The 23,158-nt window shown below is 70.4% G+C and carries 21 protein-coding genes; 9 read left to right on the top strand and 12 right to left on the bottom strand.

Annotation, left to right across the window (positions count from 1 at the left end; genetic code table 11):
- Positions 1 to 28: 28 nt before the first annotated feature.
- From gyrB to dnaA, 6 genes are all read right to left on the bottom strand, one after another.
- Positions 29 to 2,050, bottom strand: coding sequence for a DNA topoisomerase (ATP-hydrolyzing) subunit B (gyrB, locus tag ACFY0O_RS04280; RefSeq protein WP_388943433.1), 2,022 nt, complete (start codon positions 2,048 to 2,050; stop codon positions 29 to 31).
- A gap of 406 nt (positions 2,051 to 2,456) precedes the next feature.
- Positions 2,457 to 2,984 (bottom strand): DUF721 domain-containing protein, encoded by a 528-nt coding sequence (locus ACFY0O_RS04275; protein ID WP_388942607.1) that lies wholly within the window; start codon positions 2,982 to 2,984, stop codon positions 2,457 to 2,459.
- Positions 2,981 to 4,117, bottom strand: coding sequence for a DNA replication/repair protein RecF (gene recF / locus ACFY0O_RS04270; RefSeq protein ID WP_388942604.1), 1,137 nt, complete (start codon positions 4,115 to 4,117; stop codon positions 2,981 to 2,983). The genes ACFY0O_RS04275 and recF overlap by 4 nt, the downstream gene beginning before the upstream one ends.
- Before the next feature lie 56 nt (positions 4,118 to 4,173).
- Positions 4,174 to 5,049 carry a phosphogluconate dehydrogenase (NAD(+)-dependent, decarboxylating) gene (gene gnd, locus ACFY0O_RS04265; protein WP_388942601.1) on the bottom strand — a complete coding sequence of 292 codons (876 nt, stop codon included), beginning with the start codon at positions 5,047 to 5,049 and terminating at the stop codon, positions 4,174 to 4,176.
- Positions 5,050 to 5,244: 195 nt separating this feature from the next.
- Positions 5,245 to 6,375 carry a DNA polymerase III subunit beta gene (gene dnaN, locus ACFY0O_RS04260; protein ID WP_358891470.1) on the bottom strand — a complete coding sequence of 377 codons (1,131 nt, stop codon included), beginning with the start codon at positions 6,373 to 6,375 and terminating at the stop codon, positions 5,245 to 5,247.
- An 862-nt stretch (positions 6,376 to 7,237) separates the two neighbouring features.
- Positions 7,238 to 9,019 (bottom strand): chromosomal replication initiator protein DnaA, encoded by a 1,782-nt coding sequence (gene dnaA / locus ACFY0O_RS04255; protein WP_388942598.1) that lies wholly within the window; start codon positions 9,017 to 9,019, stop codon positions 7,238 to 7,240.
- Positions 9,020 to 9,421: 402 nt separating this feature from the next.
- On the opposite strand from dnaA, the gene rpmH reads away from it, so the two are divergent.
- The 9 genes from rpmH to ACFY0O_RS04210 all read left to right on the top strand — a co-directional run bounded on the left by rpmH (position 9,422) and on the right by ACFY0O_RS04210 (position 15,887).
- On the top strand, positions 9,422 to 9,559 hold the full coding sequence (rpmH, locus tag ACFY0O_RS04250; protein WP_007265229.1) for a 50S ribosomal protein L34: 138 nt from the start codon (positions 9,422 to 9,424) through the stop codon (positions 9,557 to 9,559).
- Positions 9,560 to 9,580: 21 nt separating this feature from the next.
- Positions 9,581 to 9,955 (top strand): ribonuclease P protein component, encoded by a 375-nt coding sequence (rnpA, locus tag ACFY0O_RS04245; protein ID WP_358891472.1) that lies wholly within the window; start codon positions 9,581 to 9,583, stop codon positions 9,953 to 9,955.
- Complete coding sequence (yidD, locus tag ACFY0O_RS04240) at positions 9,952 to 10,233, top strand: membrane protein insertion efficiency factor YidD (RefSeq protein WP_388942595.1); 282 nt, start codon at positions 9,952 to 9,954, stop codon at positions 10,231 to 10,233. Before rnpA ends, yidD begins: the two co-directional genes overlap by 4 nt.
- 3 nt (positions 10,234 to 10,236) lie before the next feature.
- Positions 10,237 to 11,343: a membrane protein insertase YidC gene (gene yidC / locus ACFY0O_RS04235; RefSeq protein WP_358891473.1), complete on the top strand. Its 1,107-nt coding sequence runs from the start codon at positions 10,237 to 10,239 to the stop codon at positions 11,341 to 11,343.
- Positions 11,344 to 11,357: 14 nt separating this feature from the next.
- Positions 11,358 to 11,867 (top strand): protein jag, encoded by a 510-nt coding sequence (locus ACFY0O_RS04230; RefSeq protein WP_388942592.1) that lies wholly within the window; start codon positions 11,358 to 11,360, stop codon positions 11,865 to 11,867.
- A gap of 117 nt (positions 11,868 to 11,984) precedes the next feature.
- Positions 11,985 to 12,701 carry a 16S rRNA (guanine(527)-N(7))-methyltransferase RsmG gene (gene rsmG / locus ACFY0O_RS04225; protein ID WP_358891475.1) on the top strand — a complete coding sequence of 239 codons (717 nt, stop codon included), beginning with the start codon at positions 11,985 to 11,987 and terminating at the stop codon, positions 12,699 to 12,701.
- Between the two features lie 254 nt (positions 12,702 to 12,955).
- On the top strand, positions 12,956 to 14,074 hold the full coding sequence (locus ACFY0O_RS04220; protein ID WP_388942589.1) for a ParA family protein: 1,119 nt from the start codon (positions 12,956 to 12,958) through the stop codon (positions 14,072 to 14,074).
- A complete protein-coding gene (locus tag ACFY0O_RS04215; protein ID WP_388942587.1) occupies positions 14,071 to 15,177 on the top strand; it encodes a ParB/RepB/Spo0J family partition protein in 1,107 nt (368 codons plus the stop codon). Before ACFY0O_RS04220 ends, ACFY0O_RS04215 begins: the two co-directional genes overlap by 4 nt.
- An 86-nt stretch (positions 15,178 to 15,263) precedes the next feature.
- Entirely contained in the window at positions 15,264 to 15,887 is a 624-nt protein-coding gene (locus tag ACFY0O_RS04210; protein ID WP_358891478.1) for a GNAT family N-acetyltransferase, read from the top strand.
- Between the two features lie 93 nt (positions 15,888 to 15,980).
- Here ACFY0O_RS04210 and trxA read toward each other — a convergent pair whose 3' ends face one another.
- The 6 genes from trxA to murJ all read right to left on the bottom strand — a co-directional run bounded on the left by trxA (position 15,981) and on the right by murJ (position 23,158).
- Positions 15,981 to 16,319, bottom strand: coding sequence for a thioredoxin (trxA, locus tag ACFY0O_RS04205; protein WP_388942584.1), 339 nt, complete (start codon positions 16,317 to 16,319; stop codon positions 15,981 to 15,983).
- A 53-nt stretch (positions 16,320 to 16,372) separates the two neighbouring features.
- Entirely contained in the window at positions 16,373 to 17,332 is a 960-nt protein-coding gene (gene trxB / locus ACFY0O_RS04200; RefSeq protein WP_388942582.1) for a thioredoxin-disulfide reductase, read from the bottom strand.
- 147 nt (positions 17,333 to 17,479) lie between these two features.
- Positions 17,480 to 18,427, bottom strand: a complete 948-nt coding sequence (locus ACFY0O_RS04195) for an anti-sigma factor family protein (RefSeq protein WP_388942580.1) — start codon at positions 18,425 to 18,427, stop codon at positions 17,480 to 17,482.
- Positions 18,424 to 19,125, bottom strand: coding sequence for an RNA polymerase sigma factor SigM (gene sigM / locus ACFY0O_RS04190; protein ID WP_388942579.1), 702 nt, complete (start codon positions 19,123 to 19,125; stop codon positions 18,424 to 18,426). The genes ACFY0O_RS04195 and sigM overlap by 4 nt, the downstream gene beginning before the upstream one ends.
- A gap of 25 nt (positions 19,126 to 19,150) precedes the next feature.
- Positions 19,151 to 20,866, bottom strand: a complete 1,716-nt coding sequence (locus ACFY0O_RS04185; protein ID WP_388942577.1) for a serine/threonine protein kinase — start codon at positions 20,864 to 20,866, stop codon at positions 19,151 to 19,153.
- A gap of 117 nt (positions 20,867 to 20,983) precedes the next feature.
- Positions 20,984 to 23,158, bottom strand: coding sequence for a murein biosynthesis integral membrane protein MurJ (murJ, locus tag ACFY0O_RS04180; protein WP_388942574.1), 2,175 nt, complete (start codon positions 23,156 to 23,158; stop codon positions 20,984 to 20,986).

Genomic DNA, 23,158 nt, shown 5'->3' with positions numbered 1-23,158 from the left:
TCCTTTCGGGCGGTCAGCGGAGGCCGACTCAGATGTCGAGGAAGCGGACGTCCTTGGCGTTGCGCTGGATGAAGGAGCGCCGCGCTTCGACGTCCTCACCCATCAGCACCGAGAACAGGTCGTCGGCCTGCGCCGCGTCGTCCAGCGTGACCTGGCCGAGCACGCGGTGGTCCACGTCCATGGTGGTGACGCGCAGCTCCTCGGCGTTCATCTCGCCCAGACCCTTGAAGCGCTGGATCGAGTCTTCCTTGATGCGCTTGCCGTTCTGCTTGCCGAGCTCGACCAGGGCGTCGCGCTCGCGGTCCGAGTACGCGTACTCGAAGTCGTCGCGGCCCCACTTGATCTTGTAGAGCGGCGGGCGGGACAGGTAGACGTGCCCGGCCTCGACCAGCGGACGCATGAAGCGGAAGAGGAAGGTCAGCAGCAGGGTGTTGATGTGCTGGCCGTCGACGTCGGCGTCCGCCATCAGGATGATCTTGTGATAGCGGAGCTTCTCGATGTCGAAGTCCTCGTGCACACCGGTGCCGAAGGCGCTGATCAGCGCCTGGACCTCGGTGTTCTGGAGGATCTTGTCGATCCGGGCCTTCTCGACGTTCAGGATCTTGCCGCGGATGGGCAGGATCGCCTGGTACATCGGGTTGCGGCCGGACTTCGCGCTGCCGCCGGCGGAGTCACCCTCGACGATGAAGATCTCGCACTTGGTCGGGTCGTTCGACTGGCAGTCCGAGAGCTTGCCCGGCAGCGAGGCGCTCTCCAGCAGGCCCTTGCGGCGGGTCAGGTCGCGGGCCTTGCGGGCCGCGACGCGGGCCGTGGCCGCCTGGATCGACTTGCGGATGATGTCCGCCGCCTCGACCGGGTTGCGGTCGAACCAGTCGCTGAGGTGCTCGTGGACCACCTTCTGCACGAAGGTCTTGGCCTCCGTGTTGCCCAGCTTGGTCTTGGTCTGGCCCTCGAACTGGGGCTCGCCCAGCTTGACCGAGATGATCGCCGTCAGACCCTCGCGGATGTCCTCGCCGGCGAGGTTGTCGTCCTTCTCGCGGAGCAGCTTCTTGTCCCGCGCGTAGCGGTTGACCAGGCCGGTCAGCGCCGCGCGGAAGCCCTCTTCGTGGGTGCCGCCCTCGTGCGTGTGGATCGTGTTCGCGAAGGAGTAGACACCCTCCGTGTACTGCGAGTTCCACTGCATCGCGATCTCGACCGAGAGCATGCGCTCCTTGTCCTCGGCCTCGACGTCGATGACGGTCGGGTGGATCAGCTCGCCCTTGCGCGAGTTGAGGTACTTCACGAAGTCGACGATGCCGCCCTCGTAGTAGTACTTCACCGTGCGCGCGGTGGGCTCGGCCGCGTCCGCGTCGGGGTCGTCCGCGCCGACGGTGGCCTTGGCCGACTCGCGTTCGTCGGTCAGCGTCAGGGTCAGGCCCTTGTTGAGGAAGGCCATCTCCTGGAAGCGCCTCGACAGCGTCTCGAAGGAGTACTCGGTGGTCTCGAAGATGTCGCCGTCGGCCCAGAACGTCACCGACGTACCGGTCTCGTCGGTCTCCTCGTTCTTGGCCAGCGGGGCCGTGGGCACGCCCAGCTTGTAGTCCTGGGTCCAGCGGTGGCCGTCCGTCTTGACCTCGACCGCGACCTTGGTCGACAGCGCGTTCACGACGGAGACGCCGACGCCGTGCAGACCGCCGGAGACGGCGTAGCCGCCGCCGCCGAACTTGCCTCCCGCGTGCAGCACGGTCAGGACGACCTCGACGGCCGGCTTCCCCTCGGACGGCACGATGCCGACCGGGATGCCGCGGCCGTTGTCGACGACGCGCACCCCGCCGTCGGGGAGGATCGTGACGTCGATGGTGTCCGCGTGCCCGGCCAGCGCCTCGTCGACCGAGTTGTCGACGACCTCGTAGACGAGGTGGTGCAGACCACGCTCACCCGTCGAGCCGATGTACATACCCGGCCGCTTGCGGACCGCGTCCAGGCCCTCGAGGACCTGGATCGCACTGGCGTCGTAATTCTTCTCGTTGGAGTCGCCGGAATCGGCCACGAAGCGCCCTTTCTGGCACAGCGCAGCCCGTACTCCGGACCAGCAAGTGCGCCGGCGGGAGCGGCCGCGTCGATCTGCGTTGTCTGCGTGATCCCGCGATCGGGCGGGATTGTCTCCAGTCTACCGGTACCACTGACATGAGTGGGGGTTTGCCGGTGCCTGAGTCCGCATGTGCCGCCCTGAACCTCCTCTGTCCGACTCCCCATATCCGGGGAGGGGCTCAAAGAGGCTCACACGGGCATCCAGCGCTTCGGCCTGTCAACCCACGGCTACCGTGAGGGACGCCGCATTCCGGGACCCCGCGCAGCGGGACCGGCGTACTCCGGCGCCACCGGACGAGATCCGGCCCCGCCGGGCGAAAGCAGCCTCGCCGGCGTTTGAGGCGCGGGGCCCGGGGCGGAGCCCCAGGTCCCGGCGCAGCCGGGCTCTACCCCCAGGTGTCCCCGGGACCGGAACTACCGGGCGCGCGCAGCGGCCCGTGCCGCTTAGGCCGCCCCCCGGGCCCCTGCACCTTGATCAGCCGCACGGTCCCCTGCCCGAGATCGGCGTTCAGCCGCGCCACCAGCTGCGGCGCGAGCAGCTTCAGCTGCGCGGCCCACGCGGAGGAATCGCAGCGGACCAGCAGCTCGCGGTCCTCGTACCGTTCCGGTTCGCAGTGCGCGGCGATCTCCGGGCCGACGATGTCGGCCCACCGCTCCATCACCCCGGCGACCGCGATCGGCATCTCCCATCCGCGCTCGGTGCGCAGCCGGTCCAGCGCCGCCATCAGCGGCATCGGGTCCCGTCCGTCGGCGCGCGCGCCGGACCGCAGGCCCGGCTGCTGCTGGCGCTTCCGGCCGCCCACCGCGTTGCCACGGGCCCGCGCCTGCTCGCGCGCGGCCGCCAGGGCCTGCCGGGCCAGGTCCACTCCGGAGGGCTCCGGAGCCTTCCGCTTCTGCTGCTCGCCGTCGTTCACAGCCGGGTCACCTCACCGCCGGACACCGCGTACCGCGTCCCCGTCAGCACGTCCGGAACATCGTCGTCCACCGCCGCCGTCACGAGGACCTGCTCGCCCGGAGCCACCAGTTCCGCGAGCCGCTCGCGGCGACGGGCGTCGAGCTCCGCGAAGACGTCGTCCAGGATCAGCACCGGTTCGTTGCCCTCCGCGCGCAGCAGCTCGTACGAGGCCAGCCGCAGCGCCAGCGCGTACGACCAGGACTCGCCGTGGCTGGCGTACCCCTTGGCCGGAAGGTCGCCGAGGCGCAGGAGCACGTCGTCGCGGTGCGGCCCGACCAGGGTGACCCCGCGTTCGATCTCCTGCTTGCGCACCTCGGACAGGGCCGCCAGCAGCACCTCGTAGAGCGCCTCGCGGGTACGGGCCCCGCCGCGGTCGACCGCCTCTCCCGCGGAGGCCTTGTAGGCCAGCCCGAGCGGGCCGCCGCCGGGCGCGAGCTGCTCGTAGGCCTTGTCGGCCAGCGGGAGCAGGGTCGCGATCAGGTCCAGCCGGTGGGCGAGCAGCTCGGCGCCCGCGCGGGCGAGGTGCTGGTCCCACACGTCGAGGGTGGAAAGGTCCATGGACCGGCCGCCGTGCCGGCGGGCCATCGCCGCCGACTTCAGCAGGGTGTTGCGCTGCTTGAGGACCCGCTCGTAGTCGGACCGGACGGCCGCCATGCGCGGGGAGCGGGCGGTGACCAGCTCGTCCAGGAACCGGCGCCGCTCGCCGGGGTCGCCCTTGACCAGCGCCAGGTCCTCGGGGGCGAACAGCACGGTCCGTACGATCCCCAGCACGTCCCGGGGCCTGACCTGGGAGGACCTGTTGATGCGGGCCCGGTTGGCGCGGCCCGGGTTGAGCTCCAGCTCGACCAGCTGCTGGCGTTCGCCCTGGGTGACGGCGGCCCGGATGACGGCCCGGTCGGCGCCCATGCGCACGAGCGGGGCGTCGGAGGAGACCCGGTGGCTGCCCAGGGTGGCCAGGTAGCCGATGGCCTCGACCAGGTTGGTCTTGCCCTGGCCGTTGGGGCCCACGAAAGCCGTGACGCCCGGGGCGAGGGGTACCTCGGCCCGGGCGTACGAGCGGAAGTCGGCCAACGAGAGATGCGAGACGTGCATACGGCGCCGACCTCCCCCGGCTTCCTGCTGCTGTGCTGTGTGGTGCTGTGGTGCGGTTACTTCTTCTCGACCGCGTGGCCGCCGAACTGGTTGCGCAGCGCCGCGATCATCTTCATCTGCGGCGAGTCGTCCTGCCGGGACGCGAAGCGGGCGAAGAGCGAGGCGGTGATCGCCGGGAGCGGCACCGCGTTGTCGATCGCCGCCTCGACGGTCCAGCGGCCCTCGCCCGAGTCCTGGGCGAAGCCCTTGAGGCCTTCGAGGTGCTCGTCCTCGTCCAGCGCGTTGACGGCGAGGTCCAGCAGCCAGGAGCGGATGACCGTCCCCTCCTGCCAGGACCGGAAGACCTCGCGGACGTCGGTGACCGAGTCCACCTTCTCCAGGAGCTCCCAGCCCTCGGCGTAGGCCTGCATCATCGCGTACTCGATGCCGTTGTGGACCATCTTCGCGAAGTGGCCGGCGCCGACCTTGCCCGCGTGCACGGCACCGAAGTCACCCTCGGGCTTGAGGGCGTCGAAGACCGGCTGGACGGCCGCGACGTGCTTCTCGTCGCCGCCGTACATCAGCGCGTAGCCGTTCTCCAGGCCCCAGACGCCGCCGGAGACGCCGCAGTCGACGAAGCCGATGCCCTTGGCCTCCAGCTCCTTGGCGTGCTTCTCGTCGTCCGTCCAGCGGGAGTTGCCGCCGTCGACCACGATGTCGCCGGGGGAGAGCAGCTCCGCCAGCTCGTCCACGGTGGACTGCGTCGCGGCGCCGGCCGGGACCATGACCCACACCACGCGGGGGGCCTGGAGGCTGTCCACAAGCTCCCGCAGGCTGTGGACATCGGCGAGGTCCGGGTTGCGGTCGTATCCGATGACGGTGTGGCCTGCGCGGCGGATGCGCTCGCGCATGTTGCCGCCCATCTTGCCGAGACCGACGAGACCGAGCTCCATCAGGTGGGTTCCTTAAGCGTTGGGGCCGTCTGTATCGGGGCTCCCCCGGGACCGGTGGTTTCCGGCCGTTTTCTCCTGGGTCGCCCGCCGGGTCCGAGCCTACGCCGGGGCGTGGCGGGAGGCCGCTCCGCACGGCGCCGGGCCCGGAACCGGCTGCTGCGGTTCCGGGCCCGGTGCCGGCGTACCGGAAGGGCGTCAGCCGGAGAGGCGGACCGGCATGATCAGGTACTTGTAGGCCTCGTCCGCCTCGGCGTCCACCGCGGGACGGCCGCTGAGCAGGGCGGGCTTGGTCGAGGTGGTGAAGCTGAGCTGGGCGGCCGGCGAGTCGATCGCGCTCAGGCCGTCGAGCAGGAAGGTCGGGTTGAAGGCGATCGAGATGTCGTCGCCCTCCAGGGTCGCGTCGACGCGCTCCACAGCCTGTGCATCGTCGCTGGACCCGGCCTCCAGGATGAGGACGCCCTGCTCGAAGCTGAGGCGGACCGGGGTGTTGCGCTCGGCGACCAGGGCCACGCGCTTGACGGCCTCGACGAACGGGGCGGTCTCGATCACGGCGACCGAGTTGAACTCCGTCGGGAAGAGCGTGCGGTACTTCGGCAGGTCGCCCTCGAGCAGCCGGGTGGTGGTGCGGCGGCCCGCGCCCTCGAAGCCGATGAGGCCCTCGCCCTGGCCGGAGCTGGAGAGCGCCAGGCTGACGGTGTCACCGCTGGTCAGGGACTTGGCGGTGTCGAGGAGGGTCTTGGCGGGCACCAGGGCCACGGCCGAGGTGTCCGGGTTCTCCGGCTTCCACAGGAACTCGCGGACCGCGAAGCGGTAGCGGTCGGTGGAGGCCAGGGTGACGCGGTCGCCCTCGATCTCGATGCGGACGCCGGTCAGCACGGGCAGCGTGTCGTCACGGCCGGCGGCGATGGCCACCTGGGCGGCGGCGGAGGCGAAGACCTCACCGGGAACGGTGCCGGTGGCGGTGGGCATCTGCGGCAGGGCCGGGTATTCCTCCACAGGCAGGGTGTGGAGTGTGAACCGGGAGGAGCCGCAGACCACGGTCGCCCGTACACCGTCTGTGGAAATCTCCACCGGACGGTTGGGGAGGGCGCGGCAGATGTCGGCGAGGAGCCGGCCCGAGACGAGGACGGTGCCGTCCTCCTCCACGTCCGCCTCGACCGAGACGCGGGCCGAGACCTCGTAGTCGAAGCCGGAGAGGGACAGGGTGCCCTCCTCGGCCTTGAGCAGCAGGCCCGCGAGGACGGGGACCGGCGGCCGGGCCGGGAGGCTGCGTGCGGCCCAGGCCACCGCCTCCGCGAGTACGTCGCGCTCCACCCGGATCTTCACCGGAACCGCCTCCTGCTGTTGCTCGCTCGTCTGCCGGCCTTCGTCGTCGGTCGTCGATGCCTCGACCGATGCCGGGGACCAGTCTGACGTACGGCGCCGACAGTCGTTGCGGCTGGCGGTCAAGTCGGGAGCGAGGCGTCGGGGCGGCCGTCCGACGAGTTGTGCACAGGACCTGCTTGAAAACCGAATCCACGCTAACTGTCTATGGGGGTAGTAGTAGGGCCTGTGGAAACGGTGGAAAAGCTCGTTTCTGCAGGTCAACCACGGTTTTTTATCCCCACACCCTGTGGGTGGCACCGGTGGACAACACGGTGTCTCTGTGGAGAAAGCAAAGTTCTGCACAGGCCGTCCCCAGGGGAGCCTCACTACTCCACAGGTGTGTCCCCAGTTTTTCCCCAGAAGTCCACAGCCCAAACGTCGACATCCGTGTGACCGCTTTCACTCGTGGCGGTGATCGGAGGGGGCTGGTTGCCGAACAGTGGACAACCGTGTGGAGAACCGTCGGGAACCTGTGCACAGGATGCCGGAACCTGTGAGTCAGTGGTGGACGGAGGCGTGGATGAGCCTGTGGATGATTTTTCTGTCCACAGCCTGTGGATGTTGCTTGCGCACAATTCCACACCCGCCTGACCTGGGCTGATGGGTCCTCACCAGCCATCCCTGTGGACAGATTGTGGGCGAGGGTCACTGTCCTCAGGCTGTGGACGGAAGAAAGTTGGGGAATCTGTGGACAACTGCCGCTCCAGGGGGCGTATTCGAACAGAGCTGGGGCGCACGGACGACGAAGGGCGCCCCCGGTGGGATCCGGGAGCGCCCTGTGCGGGGGTCGAGAGGCCCCTGACGCGCCGGCCGGGGGCCCTCCTCAGCCGTTCTTGATGCGGTTGGTGAGCTCCGTGACCTGGTTGTAGATGGAGCGCCGTTCCGCCATCAGGGCGCGGATCTTGCGGTCGGCGTGCATGACGGTGGTGTGGTCGCGGCCGCCGAACTGGGCTCCGATCTTCGGCAGTGACAGGTCCGTCAGTTCCCGGCACAGGTACATGGCGATCTGCCGAGCCGTCACCAGCACCCGGCTCCGCGAGGATCCGCACAGGTCGTCCACGGTCAGCCCGAAGTAGTCCGCGGTGGCCGCCATGATGTCGGCGGCGGTGATCTCGGGCGCGCTGTCCTCGCCGCCCGGGATCAGGTTCTTGAGGACGTCCTCGGTCAGGCCCAGGTCCACCGGCTGCCGGTTGAGGCTCGCGAACGCCGTCACCCGGATCAGCGCCCCCTCCAGCTCGCGGATGTTGCGCGAGATCCGGGAGGCGATGAACTCCAGTACCTCCGGCGGCGCGTTGAGCTGCTCCTGGACGGCCTTCTTGCGCAGGATCGCGATCCGGGTCTCCAGCTCGGGCGGCTGGACGTCGGTGATCAGGCCCCACTCGAAGCGGTTGCGGAGCCGGTCTTCCAGGGTGACGAGCTGCTTGGGCGGCCGGTCGGAGGAGAGCACGATCTGCTTGTTGGCGTTGTGGAGGGTGTTGAAGGTGTGGAAGAACTCCTCCTGCGTCGACTCCTTGCTCGCCAGGAACTGGATGTCGTCGACGAGGAGGATGTCCATCTCGCGGTAGCGCTTGCGGAAGGCGTCGCCCTTGCCGTCGCGGATGGAGTTGATGAACTCGTTGGTGAACTCCTCCGAGCTCACGTACCGCACCCGCGTGCCGGGGTAGAGGCTCCGCGCGTAGTGCCCGATGGCGTGCAGCAGGTGCGTCTTGCCGAGGCCCGACTCGCCGTAGATGAACAGCGGGTTGTACGCCTTCGCCGGTGCCTCGGCCACGGCCACCGCCGCGGCGTGCGCGAAGCGGTTGGAGGCACCGATGACGAAGGTGTCGAAGAGGTACTTGGGGTTCAGCCGTGCGGTCGGCTCCAGCGGGCCCGAGGTGGATCCGCCGGACGGGGCCGACGGCGGCGGCGCGGGCGTCGGCCGGCCGGGGGCCGGGCGGGGCGGGGACGGCTCGTACGAGGGCTGGTCGTAGGACTGCTGCTCGTACTTCTGCTGCTCGTACTTCTGGGGCTCGTACTTCTGCTGCTCGTAGCCGCCCTGCTCGTACTTCTGCTGTTCGTAGCCGCCCTGCTCGTACTTCTGCTGTTCGTAGCCGCCCTGCTCGTAGCCGCCGGCCTCCGGCTGCTGGAGGTAGCCGGGCTGGGGGGAGGCGTAGGGGTCGCGCTCGGGGAAGCGCTGCTGCTGCCAGCCGTAGTCGTCCTGGCCGCCGCGGGGCCACGCGCCGGGCTCGGGGCGCGGCTGCTGGTACTCCGGGTACGCGGGGCGGGCGGTGGGCAGCTGCTCCTCGCCGGGGCCGCCGCCGGGGCGGGGGCCGCCGTACGGCTCGTAGGCCTCGCGGGAGGGGGAGGCGGACGGGGAGGGGGGCGCGGGCTCGCCGGCGGAGTCGTCCACGGTGATGGCGATCCGGATCGGGCGGCCGCACTCGCGGCTGAGGGCGTCGCTGATCAGCGGGGCGAGGCGGCCCTCCAGTACCCGCTTGCCCCATTCGTTGGGGACGGCGAGCAGGGCGGTGTCGGCGACGAGGGCCAGTGGCTGGCAGCGCTCCACCCACTGCTTGTCCTTCGGCTCGATCCCCTGCTGACCCTCCCCGAGCAGCTTCTCGAGCACGCGTGGCCACACTGCGGCAAGATCGGCAGGTACGTCAGCCACAGAGCACGCTCTCTCACAGGTCCCTCGTCCCACGAATGTGTGGTTCTTTGGGACGGTCGGGACAAAAAACAGGGATCAGGCAACGGTAGTCAGGCCGGTGGGTGCGGTTCAAGTCGTTGTCCACAGCCTGTGCACAGTGTGGGGCAGGGGACGCTCGGTTTGACCGGATGGCGTAGCCCCGCGTACCGTAGCGAGGTCGAGTTGTCGATGGCTGCTGCCGCCTGCCTACCGATGGGCGAAGATCACTATTTGTGATCGTTTAGCGGTGTCCACTCGGGCGAACACGCGAGTTTCCTCGTGGGCGCACGGTGACAGCCAGGCGATGTACCGCCACAACGATTCATTCTCTGGAGCCCCCGAGTGAGCAAGCGCACCTTCCAGCCGAACAACCGCCGTCGTGCCAAGACCCACGGCTTCCGTCTGCGTATGCGTACCCGCGCCGGCCGCGCCATCCTGGCGAACCGCCGCAGCAAGGGCCGCTCCGCCCTCTCCGCGTAACAACGCGCAGGTCGTGACGTCGTGCTGTCTCCCGAGAATCGGCTGAGGCGGCGCGAGGACTTCGCGAGCGCGGTGCGCCGAGGTCGCCGGGCAGGTCGCCCGCTCCTCGTCGTCCACCTACGTACCAGCGGTGCCACGGACCCGCACGAGCCGGGGGAGACTGTTCCCTCGCCGCGTGCGGGTTTCGTCGTCAGCAAGGCCGTCGGTGTCGCGGTCGTCCGGAACCGGGTGAAGCGCCGTCTGCGGCACCTCGTCCGCGACCGTCTGGACCGGCTGCCCGCCGGTAGCCTGGTGGTGGTGCGGGCCCTGCCCGGAGCGGCCGACGCCGGCGTGGACGAGCTGGCCCGCGACCTGGACGCCGCCCTCGGGCGGCTGCTGGGAGGCGTGGCTCGATGAAGTACCCGCTGCTCGCTTTGATCAAGCTGTACCAGTGGACGATCAGTCCGCTGCTCGGGCCGGTGTGCCGCTATTACCCGTCGTGTTCGCGCTACGGGTTCACGGCCATCGACCGGCATGGTGCGGTGAAGGGGACGTTTCTGACCGCCTGGCGGATCCTGCGGTGCAACCCGTGGTCCCCGGGTGGTGTCGACTACGTCCCACCCCGTAAACGCCCGCGTTGGCACGAGCAGCTGCGCAGTGCGTTGCGTAGATCTCGCAATGCTCAAGGAGCCTGATTAGTGGACACGATTGCCAGTCTGTTCAGCTTTATCACCACACCCGTGTCGTGGGTCATCGTCCAGTTCCACAAGCTGTACGGGGCGATCTTCGGTGCGGACAGTGGATGGGCCTGGGGCCTGTCCATCGTGTCCCTGGTGGTCCTGATCCGCATCTGCCTGATCCCGCTCTTCGTCAAGCAGATCAAGGCAACGCGCGGCATGCAGGCGCTCCAGCCGAAGATGAAGGCGATCCAGGAGCGCTACAAGAACGACAAGCAGCGTCAGTCCGAAGAGATGATGAAGCTGTACAAGGAGACGGGCACCAACCCGCTCTCCTCGTGCCTTCCCATCCTGGCGCAGTCCCCGTTCTTCTTCGCGCTCTACCACGTGCTCGCGGCCATCGCCAACGGCAAGACCATCGGCGTGATCAACCAGTCGCTGCTGGAGAGCGCCCGCCAGGCGCACATCTTCGGCGCGCCGCTGGCCGCCAAGTTCATGGACAGCAGCGAGAAGGTCGCGGGCCTCAACGCCTCGATCACCGACGTGCGCATCGTGACCGCCGTCATGATCGTCATGATGTCGCTGTCGCAGTTCTACACCCAGCGCCAGCTGATGCAGAAGAACGTCGACCTCTCGGTCAAGACGCCGTTCATGCAGCAGCAGAAGATGCTGATGTACATCTTCCCGCTGATCTTCGCCTTCATGGGCATCAACTTCCCCGTCGGTGTCCTCGTCTACTGGCTGACCACCAACGTGTGGACCATGGGCCAGCAGATGTACGTGATCAACCAGAACCCGACGCCGGGCAGCAAGGCGCAGGACCAGTACCTGACCCGTCTCCTGAAGCACGTCTCCACCCACGGGAACGTCAAGGGCCGGGGCAAGAAGAAGATCGTCGCGGCCATCGTGGCCAAGGGCCCGGACCGCAACGACAACGAGCGCAAGTTCATCACCGCGCTGTCGAAGCAGGGCATGGCCGCCCAGCCCGACGGCTCCGTGATCAGGAGCTCCGAGGCCACCGCGGACGCGGACGCGGCGAGCGGCGGTGTCGCGACGAAGCGGCAGCAGCCCAAGCGGCAGCCGAAGTCGAAGCGCCAGACGCCCCCCAGCAAGCCCTCCAAGAAGTAGAAGGAGTCCCTCCCGTGACGGAAGGCACCACCACCGCCGCTGAGAGTGGCGACACCCTCACCCGCCTCGAGCAGGAGGGCGAGATCGCGGCCGACTACCTTGAGGGGCTGCTGGACATCGCCGACCTGGACGGCGACATCGACATGGACGTCGAGGCGGACCGCGCCTCGGTGTCGATCGTCAGCGACTCGGGCGGCCGCGACCTGCAGAAGCTCGTCGGGCGGGACGGTGAGGTCCTGGAGGCCCTCCAGGAGCTGACCCGCCTCGCGGTGCACCGGGAGACCGGGGACCGCAGCCGGCTGATGCTGGACATCGCGGGCTTCCGGGCGAAGAAGCGCGCGGAGCTGGCGGCCGTGGGCGCCCAGGCCGCCGCGGATGTGAAGGCCTCGGGCGAGCCGCTGAAGCTGGCCCCGATGACTCCCTTCGAGCGCAAGGTCGTCCACGACGCCGTGGCGGCCGCGGGCCTCAAGAGCGAGTCCGAGGGCGAGGAGCCGCAGCGCTTCGTCGTTGTGCTTCCGGCCTGATCCGGAATGCTGTGAGTCGGCCCCGCCTGTGTCGCAGGCGGGGCCGATGTTTGTAAGCCTGGCAGTTGAACGACCACGGTTTTGGCGTGAGCGGTTCTGTACGGAAGGACGGTCCCCGTGACGGAGGCAGCTGAGCTACCCCCGGCGCCCGAAGAGGCCCGCGCGGTGTTCGGTGAATTTTTCCCGGAAGCTGTGCGGTATGCGGAGCTGCTCGCGGACGCGGGCGTCAAACGAGGCCTCATCGGCCCTCGTGAGGTTCCCCGGCTGTGGGAGCGGCACCTGCTGAACTGTGCGGTGCTCTCCGAGGTGGTGCCCGCCGGTGTCACCGTGTGCGACGTGGGCTCCGGGGCGGGTCTGCCCGGTATCCCGCTCGCCCTGGTCCGGCGGGACCTCAAGATCACCCTGCTGGAGCCGCTGCTGCGCCGCACGACCTTCCTCCAGGAAGCCGTCGAGCTGCTGGGGCTGGACCACGTCACGGTCGTGCGCGGCCGGGCCGAGGAAGTGCTGGGCAAGGTCCAGCCGGTCCACGTGGTCACGGCGCGGGCGGTCGCCCCGCTGGACCGGCTGGCCGGCTGGGGCGTGCCGCTGCTGCGCCCCTACGGCGAGATGCTGGCGCTCAAGGGCGACACGGCCGAGGAGGAGCTGGTCTCCGCGAAGACCGCACTCAGCAAGCTCGGTGTGGTGAAAACCTCAGTGCTCCACGTCGGCGAGGGAGTGGTCGACCCCCTGTCCACGGTGGTCCGGGTGGAGGTCGGCGAGAGCCCCGGCGGGGTGCGCTTCGCGGCCAAGCGGGCCAAGGCCGCCCGGGTGAGCCGGACGCGTAGGCGCCGCTGACGCCCGGGTGTGGAGGCGATCCGGGGCGGGTTGCGCCCTATAGGTATGGATTTCGGAGTGTCGTAGCGGGCTGAAGACTCCGTCCCGGCATCGTGTTTCACGTGAAACGTCGCTCTCTGCTGCACGGAATCATCAGCCGCGGCCGGGCTGCTGCGGCCCCGCGTCCCCGCCAGGAGAGGGGGGTGACGGAGTTGTCCACAACGGTGGATTCATCCACAGGAGCACGGGCCCCGCTGGTTCGCGACCCGGGTGGCATGGCAGGCTCTGTTCATCGCGAGCCCGCTGCCGAGGAGAGTGACACCGTGCGGTCCGACGCCAACCTCGCGGGGCCGATGGCCGATCCGGTCCCCGGTCCCCGCTCTGAACCCCCAGGCGACGACATTTCCCTGGGCGTGCCCCCGGCAGCCACCGGGGCGGAGCCGCCCGCGGCCCTCGTGGACAACGACGAGGACACCCCGATCGAGCGAACCGCGCAGCAGGCCGTGGAGCCCCTCGGCCGGTCCGGCGTCCCCCTGCCCCGGCCGGCGGAGACCCGGATCATGGTGGTCGCCAACCAGAAGGGCGGCGTCGGCAAGACCACGACGACCGTCAACCTGGCGGCCTCCCTGGCACAGCACGGCGCGCGCGTCCTGGTGATCGACCTGGACCCGCAGGGCAACGCCTCCACGGCGCTGGGCATCGACCACCACGCGGACGTGCCCTCCATCTACGACGTGCTCGTCGACAGCCGGCCGCTGCTGGAGGTCGTCCAGCCGGTGGTGGACGTGGAGGGCCTCTTCTGCGCCCCGGCCACCATCGACCTCGCGGGTGCGGAGATCGAGCTGGTCTCCCTGGTGGCCCGTGAGAGCCGGCTCCAGCGCGCGATCCAGGCGTACGAGCAGCCGCTCGACTACATCCTGATCGACTGCCCGCCCTCCCTGGGGCTGCTGACCGTGAACGCCCTCGTGGCGGGCGCGGAGGTGTTGATCCCGATCCAGTGCGAGTACTACGCGCTGGAGGGGCTGGGCCAGCTCCTGCGCAACGTCGACCTGGTGCGCGCCCACCTGAACCCGACCCTGCACGTCTCCACCATCCTGCTGACGATGTACGACGGCAGGACCCGGCTGGCCTCGCAGGTGGCGGAGGAGGTGCGCACCCACTTCGGCAAGGAGGTGCTGCGCACCAGCATCCCGCGGTCGGTGCGCATCTCGGAGGCCCCGAGCTATGGGCAGACGGTCCTCACCTACGACCCGGGTTCCAGCGGAGCCCTCTCCTACATGGAGGCGGCGCGTGAGATCGCGCTCCGGGGAGCCGGAATCCATTACGACGCCCCGAACGCCCACCTGGGCGCGGGCATGAACAGCACGCAGAGCATGGCGGAGGGGATCCAGTGAGTGAGCGACGTAGGGGTCTGGGGCGGGGGCTCGGCGCGCTGATCCCGGCCGCTCCCCAGGAGAAGACGCCGGTGATGGGCGCCGGGTCCACGTCCCCGTCGGCGGTACCGGTACTGACGTCGGAGCGGGGCATCGCGGCGGCGAAGCTCGCCGCGCTGTCGCAGGCCGATGTTTCACCGGAGGCGCCCCCTGCGGTGGCCGGGGCAGGCACATCGATGCCGGGCGCGCCGGTGACTCGGCAGCCGGACGACGCCGGGGTGGCGGGGGCGACGTTCGCGGAGCTTCCGCTGGACGCCATCACGCCGAACCCGAAGCAGCCGCGCGAGGTGTTCGACGAGGACGCCCTCGCAGAGCTGGTGACCTCGATCCAGACGGTGGGCCTGCTCCAGCCGGTGGTCGTCCGGCGGGCGGCTGAGACCGGGCGCTATGAACTGGTCATGGGCGAGCGGCGCTGGCGCGCCTGCCGTGAGGCGGGGCTGGAGACCATCCCCGCGATCATCCGGGCGACGGAGGACGAGAAGCTCCTGCTCGACGCCCTCCTGGAGAACCTGCACCGGGCGCAGCTGAACCCGCTGGAGGAGGCGGCCGCCTACGACCAGCTCCTCCGGGAGTTCCACTGCACCCACGATCAGCTGGCGGACCGGATCGGGCGCTCGCGTCCGCAGGTCACGAACACCCTGCGGCTGCTGCGGCTCACCCCGGAGGTCCAGCAGAAGGTGGCCGCCGGCGTGCTGCTGGCCGGCCACGCTCGGGCCCTCCTGGGCGTGGAGGACGCCGAGGAGCAGCTCCGTCTGGCTCAGCGGATCGTGGCCGAGGGGCTGTCGGTGCGCTCGGTCGAGGAGATCATCCAGCTGATGGGCACCGAGCCGTCGAGCACCGTGAAGCCCAAGGGCCCGCGGGCGGGTGGCCGGGTCTCTCCGGCGCTCAGCGAGCTGGCGACGCGTCTGTCGGACCGGTTCGAGACGCGGGTGAAGGTGGACCTGGGCCAGAAGAAGGGCAAGATCACCGTCGAGTTCGCGTCGATGGAGGACCTGGAGCGGATCCTGGGAACCCTGGCGCCGGGCGAGGGCCGGGTGCTGGAACAGGGCCTCTCCGGGGAGTAGCCCTTCCCCTCCCGTTTTCCCACTGCCCCCTGTTTCCCGAGATGTCCACCCTCGAAGAAGCAGGGGGCAGTGGCTACGATGCCGGTATGGGTCGTCGGCTCGTACCGCTCACGCTGGACAACCTCCAGGACCTTCCCAGGCGTTGCCGGAGCTGTGTCTTCTGGGAGCTGGATCCCGTCACCGGCGAGGCCGCGGTGAAATCGGGCACCGCGGAGCTGGAGAAGGAAGCCTGGATCTCGGCTGTCCTGCTGGACTGGGGATCCTGTGGCCGCGTGGTCTACGTGGACGAGGTTCCGGTGGGCTTCGTCCTCTACGCGCCGCCCGCCTACGTACCGCGCGCCGCGTCCTTCCCGACGAGCCCCGTCTCCCCGGACGCGGTCCAGCTGATCACGGCCTGGATCATGCCGGGCTATCAGGGGCAGGGCCTGGGGCGGGTGATGGTGCAGACGGTCGCCAAGGACCTGCTGCGGCGGGGGTTCAAGGCGATCGAGGCCTTCGGTGACGCCCGTTGGGAGCGTCCCGCCTGCCTCCTGCCGGCCGACCACCTGCTGTCCGTGGGCTTCAAGACCGTACGGCCCCATCCGGCTCATCCGAGACTGCGGCTGGAGCTGCGGACGACGCTGTCGTGGAAGGAAGACGTGGAACTGGCCCTGGACCGGCTGCTGGGCGGGGCGAGGGCGCGAAAGGAACCGGCGCTGCGGCCGTTGTGACAGTCACCGGGTAGGTGAACGGGGCCGTCCCCGAGAGGGGGCGGCCCCGTTGTTTCACGTGAAACATGCCCCGGTCGTCGCCGGGGCCGGGCCTTAGGCCTTGGCCTGGATGAAGCTGTCCAGGTCGCGCAGGATGGCGGCCTTCGGCTTGGCGCCGACGATGGTCTTGGCGACCTCTCCGCCCTGGTAGACGTTCAGGGTCGGGATGGACATGACGCCGTAACGGGCCGCCGTTTCCGGGTTCTCGTCGATGTTGAGCTTGACGATCTCGATCTGGTCGCCGTACTCGGCCGCGATCGCCTCGAGCGACGGGGCGATCTGGCGGCACGGACCGCACCAAGCGGCCCAGAAGTCCACGAGCACGGGCTTGTCGCTGCGAAGGACCTCGGAGTCGAAGTCGGCGTCGGTCACGTTCTTGAGGGTGCCGGCCACAGCGGCCTCCTTCTTTCCTGCGGGGTGGGGTGTAGGGGGGTGGTGGTGCGGGATCAGACGGTCGCGGCGGCGGGCTCGACGTCCGAGAGGGCGGCGAGGAAGCGCTCCGCGTCGAGGGCGGCGGAGCAGCCGGTGCCGGCGGCGGTGATCGCCTGACGGTAGGTGTGGTCCACGACGTCGCCGGCGCCGAAGACACCGGTGAGGTTCGTGCGCGTGGAGGGCGCGTCGACCTTGAGGTAGCCCTCGTCGTCCAGGTCGAGCTGGCCGGTGAACAGCTCGGTGCGCGGGTCGTGGCCGACGGCGATGAACAGGCCGGTCACGGGCAGCTGGGAGGTCTCACCGGTCTTGGTGTTGCGCAGCGTCAGGCCGGAGAGCTTCTGCTCGCCGTGGATCTCGGCGACCTCGCTGTCCCAGGCGAAGCTGATCTTCGGGTCGGCGAAGGCGCGGTCCTGCATGGCCTTGGAGGCGCGCAGGCTGTCACGGCGGTGGACGATCGTGACGGACTTGGCGAACCGGGAGAGGAAGGTCGCCTCTTCCATCGCGGTGTCGCCGCCGCCGACCACGGCGATGTCCTGGTCCTTGAAGAAGAACCCGTCGCAGGTCGCGCACCAGGAGACGCCGCGTCCGGAGAGGGCGTCCTCGTTGGGCAGGCCGAGCTTGCGGTGCTGCGAGCCGGTGGTGACGATGACGGCCTTGGCGCGGTACACCGTGCCGGCGGTGTCGGTGACCGTCTTGATCTCACCGGTGAGGTCCACGGAGACGATGTCGTCCGCGACGAGTTCCGCGCCGAAGCGCTCGGCCTGGGCACGCATGTTGTCCATGAGGTCCGGACCCATGATCCCGTCGCGGAAGCCCGGGAAGTTCTCGACCTCGGTGGTGTTCATCAGCGCGCCGCCGGCGGTGACCGCACCCTCGAAGACCAGCGGGTTGAGCGAAGCGCGTGCGGTGTACAGGGCGGCCGTGTAGCCGGCCGGCCCGGAGCCGATGATGATCACGTTTCGTACGTCGCTCACGGGTTCTTTCCTCGTCTCTGCGGACTTCGTGGTGCCTACCGGGGGCCGGTGCGGACTCTCACCCCACCCAACGGATCCTACGGCGCGCGCATTCCCCGGTCGGCACCCTCTGCCTCCGGATGCCCCGGCCGCCGCCCGCGGAGCCCTTCAGTTACGGGGGTAGGTTCGGGTGAGAAGGGGCTTTTCGGGGGACCCGGCGGGGTTGTCGGCACAGCCCGCGGCCACGAGGTAGGCGTCCACCTGGGCGGGGTCCTGCGGATGCGGCAGGACGACGAGGTAGACCGGGGTGTCCTGGTAGCGGCCCGGTTCGGCGGCGAGGGGGGTCTCGGTGCGGCCGGTGGCCCGCTGCACACAGGGCGGCACCGGCGCGGGGGCCGGCTCCGGGGAGCCCGGCCGCTCGGCGGGGGCCAGCCCAGGAGGGGCGTCCCCCAGTTCCATGGTCCGGTTCGATTCCCCGGGAGCGGTCTTGGGAGTGTTCGCGGACGGAGCGGCGGCCAGCAGCCGGTGGACGTTCTGCTGGAGTCCCTGAGCGCTGTACTCCCCGGGGGCGGCCGAGGCGACGGACCGGACCGTGTTGTTGCTCGTGCTGGTGTCGTGGGCGCCGGTTCCGGTCAGCCCGTTGAAGAGGAGGACGCCGAGCACACAGGCGGCCGCCCCGGCGAGACCGCTCAGGACGGCGATCCGGCGCCGGGCGCGGCGACGGCCGGGCCCCGTTGCGCCGGACGGGTGGCCGGCGGGCCGGCGCTCGGTCCGGGCCGGGCTCGTTTCACGTGAAACATCGGCCGCAGCACGCGGCTCGTGAGCGGACGGGGCCTCGGCCCGGGAAGCGGTGGAGTCGAGCAGGGCCTCGGCGGCGAGGGCCGCGTCGATGCGCCCGGCGATGTCGGAGGGCATCCGCGGCGGTCCGGGCAGGGTGCCGAGCAGGGACCGGATCTCCTCCAGGGAGGCGAGGACGTCGGCGCACAGGGCGCATTCGGCGAGGTGGCGGCGGACCTCGGTGGTGCGGGAGGGGGAGAGGAGCCCTTCGGTCAGGTCGGAGATCTCCGAGACCTCCGGGTGCCGGATCGTGCCGGCGCTGCCGGTCGTGGGGGTCACGGTCGTCCACCTCCGCCCTTCACAGGGTCTGGGTCTGGTTCTGGCTGCCTGGGGTCTGCCGCAGATGGGACGGGTGCCCCCGGCGTCCGGTTCCTTCCCCGCTCGGTGGCGGTGTTATCCCCGGCATTCGTGCGCAGATGAGTGAGGAGTGGGAGGAGTTTCGCCCGGCCGCGTGCGCACCGGCTCTTCACCGTTCCGACGGGGACGCCGAGGACGGAGGCGGCTTCGGCGACGGGGTACCCCTGCATGTCGACGAGGACGAGGACGGCCCGCTGGTCGGCGGGGAGGGTGGCGAGGGCGGCCAGGAGCTGGCGGTGGAGGTCCTGGCGCTCCGCGGGCGCCTCGGCGGACTCGTGGGGCTCCAGGAGACGCTCCAGGCGCTCCGTGTCGTCCAGGGGGGCGGTGCGCCGCGAGGCGGCCTTGCGGGCGCGGTCCAGGCAGGCGTTGACGGTGATCCGGTGCAGCCAGGTGGTCACCGCGGAGTCCCCGCGGAAGGTGTGGGCGGCCCGGTAGGCGGAGACCAGGGCGTCCTGGACCGCGTCGGCCGCCTCCTCCCGGTCCCCCAGCGTCCGCACCGCGACGGCCCACAGTCGGTCCCGGTGCCTGCGTACCAGCTCCCCGAAGGCATCGGGATCCCCGGCGACGTGCAGGGAAAGGAGCTCCTGGTCGCTGCGGTCGCCGGCTCTGGCTTCGTCCAACGGTCGGCCCCTCCCCTGCCGTGCGTCAGCCCTTGAACTTCACGTCCGTGATGCCCTGCTTGTAGCCGGGCTTGCTGAAATCGTCATAGGGGGCCGACGGCAGGGCGGTGAGCCACACCAGCACGTAACGCGTCTTGACCGGTGTCTCCGCGGTCAGGTTCACCGTGGTGTCCTTGGCGTTGGTTCCCGCGATCTTCTTCATCGACTCGACCTTGCCCTTGGGCTGCAGCGAATCGACCGCGTACAGCGCCAGGGTGGTGTGGTCGCCGCCGTACTTCAGCGCTATCGAGGCCGCACTGACCTCGTGCGCGGATCCGAGGTCGTAGACGATCCCGACGCCGTCCTTGATCTGGAGTGCCGGGCCTTCGTCGAAGCTCTTGGTGCGCCAGTAGCTGGTGGAGCTTCCGTCGTACGTCTTGCCGACGTCAGCCGCGTTCTGCGGGATGCCGTCGGGGGCGTACTCCTTCGCGTCCTTGATGGCGAGGGGAGCGGGCTCCTTCTTCTCCGGTGCGGGGCCCTGCTGCTGGGGCTGGGTGGTCTCGCTGTTGTTCTGCTTGCTGTGGTCCAGGAGGGCGTCGGCCAGCTGCCAGCTGCCCAGGCCCAGGGCGGCGATCAGAAGGGCGGCGACGCCCCACTTGAGGGCGCGGCCCGTCCGGCTCTGGAGCGGGGGCGGCGGGGGCATGGGGATGTTGATCGGGGCCGTGGACATGCCGACGGGCGCCGGGCGGCCGTAGCTGCCCTGCTGGTAGGTGGTGTGCTGGTACTCCGGGGGCGCTGTGAAGGCGGGCTCCGGCGGCTTGATGCGCGGCATCGCCGCGACCGCCTTGGCCAGCTCCTCGGGGGTGGTGCAGGCCGGCTCCTGGCGGGAGGCGGTGGCCCCGTCGTTGGCGAGGGCGCGCATGGCGAGCTCGCCCAGGCCCCGGTGGACGCCGGCGCGGACCTGGTCGGGGGCGAGCAGGCCGACGCCCTTGGGCAGGCCGCGCAGGCCGTAGGCGTCGTTCTCGTACGGCCAGCGCTGGGTGAGGGCGGCGTACAGCAGCGCGCCGATCGCCTCGGTGTCCGCCCGCTGCGGGGTGTCGCTCGTGATGCCGCGCAGGGCGGCGTTCACGGCGAGGCCGCGGATGCGGTACTGGCCGGTGGAGGTACGGAGTATCGCGCTGGGCGTCAGGCGCAGGTGGGCCAGGCCCTCGCGGTGGGCGGCGGCCATGGCCTGGGAGACCTGGCTGACCAGCTGGTAGGCCTCGTGGGGCTCCAGCGTGTTCGCGGCGAGGACGGCGGTCAGTTCGGTGGCGTCGGGCAGCCACTCGTGCACGACGTAGACGAGGTCGTTCTCCTCGACGGCGTCGAGGACCTGGACGAACCGGGGGTCGCCGAGCAGGGCGGAGGAGCGGGCCGCGGCCAGGACGGTGCGGGCCCGGGGGTGGTCGGCGGGCAGCAGGTGGACCCCGACGGCCCGCCGCAGCTTCTCGTCCATGGCGCGCCAGCTGCTGAATCCGTCCAGACGGGTGACGCACTCCTCCAGGCGGTAGCGCCTCGCGAGCTTGTGGCCGCTGTGGAGTTCGGGCGCGGCCGCGGTCGCCGCGCTTCTGCGTTCGCCGTCCTTCTCGGGCATGGGCTCGTCCGCGGCTCGTCCGTTCTGGGTGTCCACCCCGTCGGCCGTGGCCTTGGCCGCATCTGCGGCCAGCGGCTGGTCGCCGCTGTTGTCGGCCACGTCGACGGCAGCTGTGCTACGTTCCGCCACCGTCGTCCCTGCCTCCCCATCCGTTGCGCGCTGTCGGCCAGTCTGCGAAGCCATGCCAATTGTGCCCACAGTCCGGCGCTATGCACGACACGCGATGGGGCCCGACGGTTGTGCGCATCAGCGTCCCAGTCGGCCGCGGACCATTCCGACCATGGAGTTGAGCTCCTCGATGCGCATGCGCTTGGCCGCGAGGAGGAAGACGCCGCCCAGGGCGATGCCGCCGGCGACCAGGGCGGCGAGGGAGCCGAGGGCTCCGCTGCCCAGGACGTGCGTGACCCCGTAGGCGGCGGCGCCCGCCACCACGGCGGCCGGGACGCACGCGCCGATCAGACGGGTGTAGGTGCGCATGACGTGTGCGCCGTCGAGGTCCCCGCCGAGGCGGGTCTTGAGCCGGCGCCAGGCCACGCCGACGCCGACCACGTAGCCGAGGCCGTACGCGGCGGCCATGCCCACCACCGCCCAGCGCGCCGGCAGGACGAAGTAGGCGAGGGCGGAGACACCGGCGTTGACCGCGGCGACGATGACCGTGTTGTAGAAGGGGGTCCGGGTGTCCTCGTAGGCGTAGAACCCGCGCAGCACCACGTACTGCACGGAGTACGGGATCAGACCGAGGCCGAAGGCCATCAGGACGTAGCCGATGTTCACGGCGTCCTTGCCGGCGCTGGCGTAGAGCAGGGTGGCCATCGGGACGCCGAGCGCCAGGAAGGCGAAGGCGCAGGGCACGATGGCCACGGCCGAGGTGCGCAGGCCGTAGGAGATGTCGTCGCGGACCGCGGCGGCGTCGCCGTCGTGGGCGGACCGGGAGATCCGGGGCAGCACCGCGGTCATGACGGACACGGTGATGATGGCCTGCGGCATCTGCCACAGCAGCAGGGCGTAGTTGTAGGCGGTGATACCGGTACCGCCGTGGCCCAGCTTCTCCGCGGCCGTGCCGGCGGCGGTGGCGAGCTGGGTGACGACGACGAGGCCCACCTGGTTCGCGAGGACGAAGAAGAACGTCCACTTCGCCAGGCCGGCCGCCTTGCCGAGGCCGTGGCCCTTCCAGTCGAAGCGCAGGCGGGGCTTGAAGCCGGCGTCGCGCAGGTAGGGGAGCATGGCGAGGGACTGGACGGCGAGGCCGAGCAGGGTGCCGATGCCCAGGAGGCGGACGCCCTCGGGGGTGATGGTCGCCTCGGAGACACCGGAGGCCGTGAACCCGCCGAAGGCCCAGATGAAGGCGCCGAAGGTGGCGATGACGACGATGTTGTTGAGGACCGGGGTCCACATCATCGCGCCGAACCGGCCGCGGGCGTTGAGGATCTGACCGAGCACCACGTGGACGCCCATGAAGAACATCGTGGGCAGGCAGTAGTGGGCGAAGGCCACGGCGACGTCGAGGCGCTTCGGGTCGCCGGCGATGGTCGGCGACATCATGCGGATGAACAGCGGGGCGGCGAGGACGCAGAGGGTGGTGACCGCGCCGAGGAGGGTGACGACGAGGGTGAGCAGGCGGTTGGCGTAGGCCTCGCCGCCGTCGTCGTCGTTCTTCATGGCGCGTACGAGCTGCGGGATGAAGACGGCGTTGAGCGCGCCGCCGCCGACGAGGACGTAGATCATCGTCGGCAGGGTGTTGGCGACCTGGTAGGAGTCGTTGAGGGTGGCGACGCCGATGGCGCCCGCGATGACCAGGGTGCGGGCGAAGCCGGTGATGCGGGAGACGATCGTGCCGGCCGCCATCACGGCGCTGGACTTGAGCAGGCTGGCCGCCTTGCCGGCGGGCTTGCTCGGGGCCGGGGCCGCGACGGGGGCCTCCTCGGCGGGGGCGCCGGGGGCCGCCTGCTGGTCGCGGTAGAGGTGGGTGAAGGCGTCGGGCTCGGGCTGCTCTTCCGCGGCGTTCGTCACGAGCGAGTCCACCCCGACGAACTGCGTCCGCGCCGCGTGGTCGCCGTAGGGCAGGTGGCGGGACGGGCCGTCCGGTTCCGGCGGCGGGGTCTGGGCCCACACGCGCGGGTCGGGACCGTGCGAGGGGGCCTGGGGGGCGGCGTAGAGCGGACCGGGTTCCTGGTAGGTGCCCGGCGGCGGCGGGGGGTGCGAGGCCCGGTCGTAGAGGGCCTCGGCCACCGGGTCCTGGGCCGACAGGTCCTGCGACCGGTAGGGGTCGAAGTCGTAGGCGTCCTGGACGTAGGGGTCGTGGTCCGGTGCGGGCGCGGGCGGCGGAACCTGCCCGGGCACCGGAGTGCCGGGGGCAGTGCCCTGGGAGGGCCCAGGCCCGCCGCCGCCCTGCGCGCGGTCACCGTCGTACGGCGCGTTCAT

Origin of the sequence: Streptomyces sp. NPDC001594 (genome assembly GCF_042893675.1) — a bacterium.
Lineage (GTDB): Bacteria > Actinomycetota > Actinomycetes > Streptomycetales > Streptomycetaceae > Streptomyces.
The sequence above is the reverse complement of the archived record's forward strand: the minus strand, read 5'-3'. Positions and strand labels throughout refer to the sequence as shown.

Coding starts and splice junctions, on each gene's coding strand:
- recF (WP_388942604.1), bottom strand. CDS start 4,117: ATGCACGTCTCGCATCTCTCGTTGGCCGACTTCCGCTCGTACGCCCGG.
- gnd (WP_388942601.1), bottom strand. CDS start 5,049: ATGGAGCTCGGTCTCGTCGGTCTCGGCAAGATGGGCGGCAACATGCGC.
- yidD (WP_388942595.1), top strand. CDS start 9,952: ATGAAGTACCCGCTGCTCGCTTTGATCAAGCTGTACCAGTGGACGATC.
- ACFY0O_RS04220 (WP_388942589.1), top strand. CDS start 12,956: ATGGCAGGCTCTGTTCATCGCGAGCCCGCTGCCGAGGAGAGTGACACC.
- ACFY0O_RS04210 (WP_358891478.1), top strand. CDS start 15,264: ATGGGTCGTCGGCTCGTACCGCTCACGCTGGACAACCTCCAGGACCTT.
- murJ (WP_388942574.1), bottom strand. CDS start 23,158: ATGAACGCGCCGTACGACGGTGACCGCGCGCAGGGCGGCGGCGGGCCT.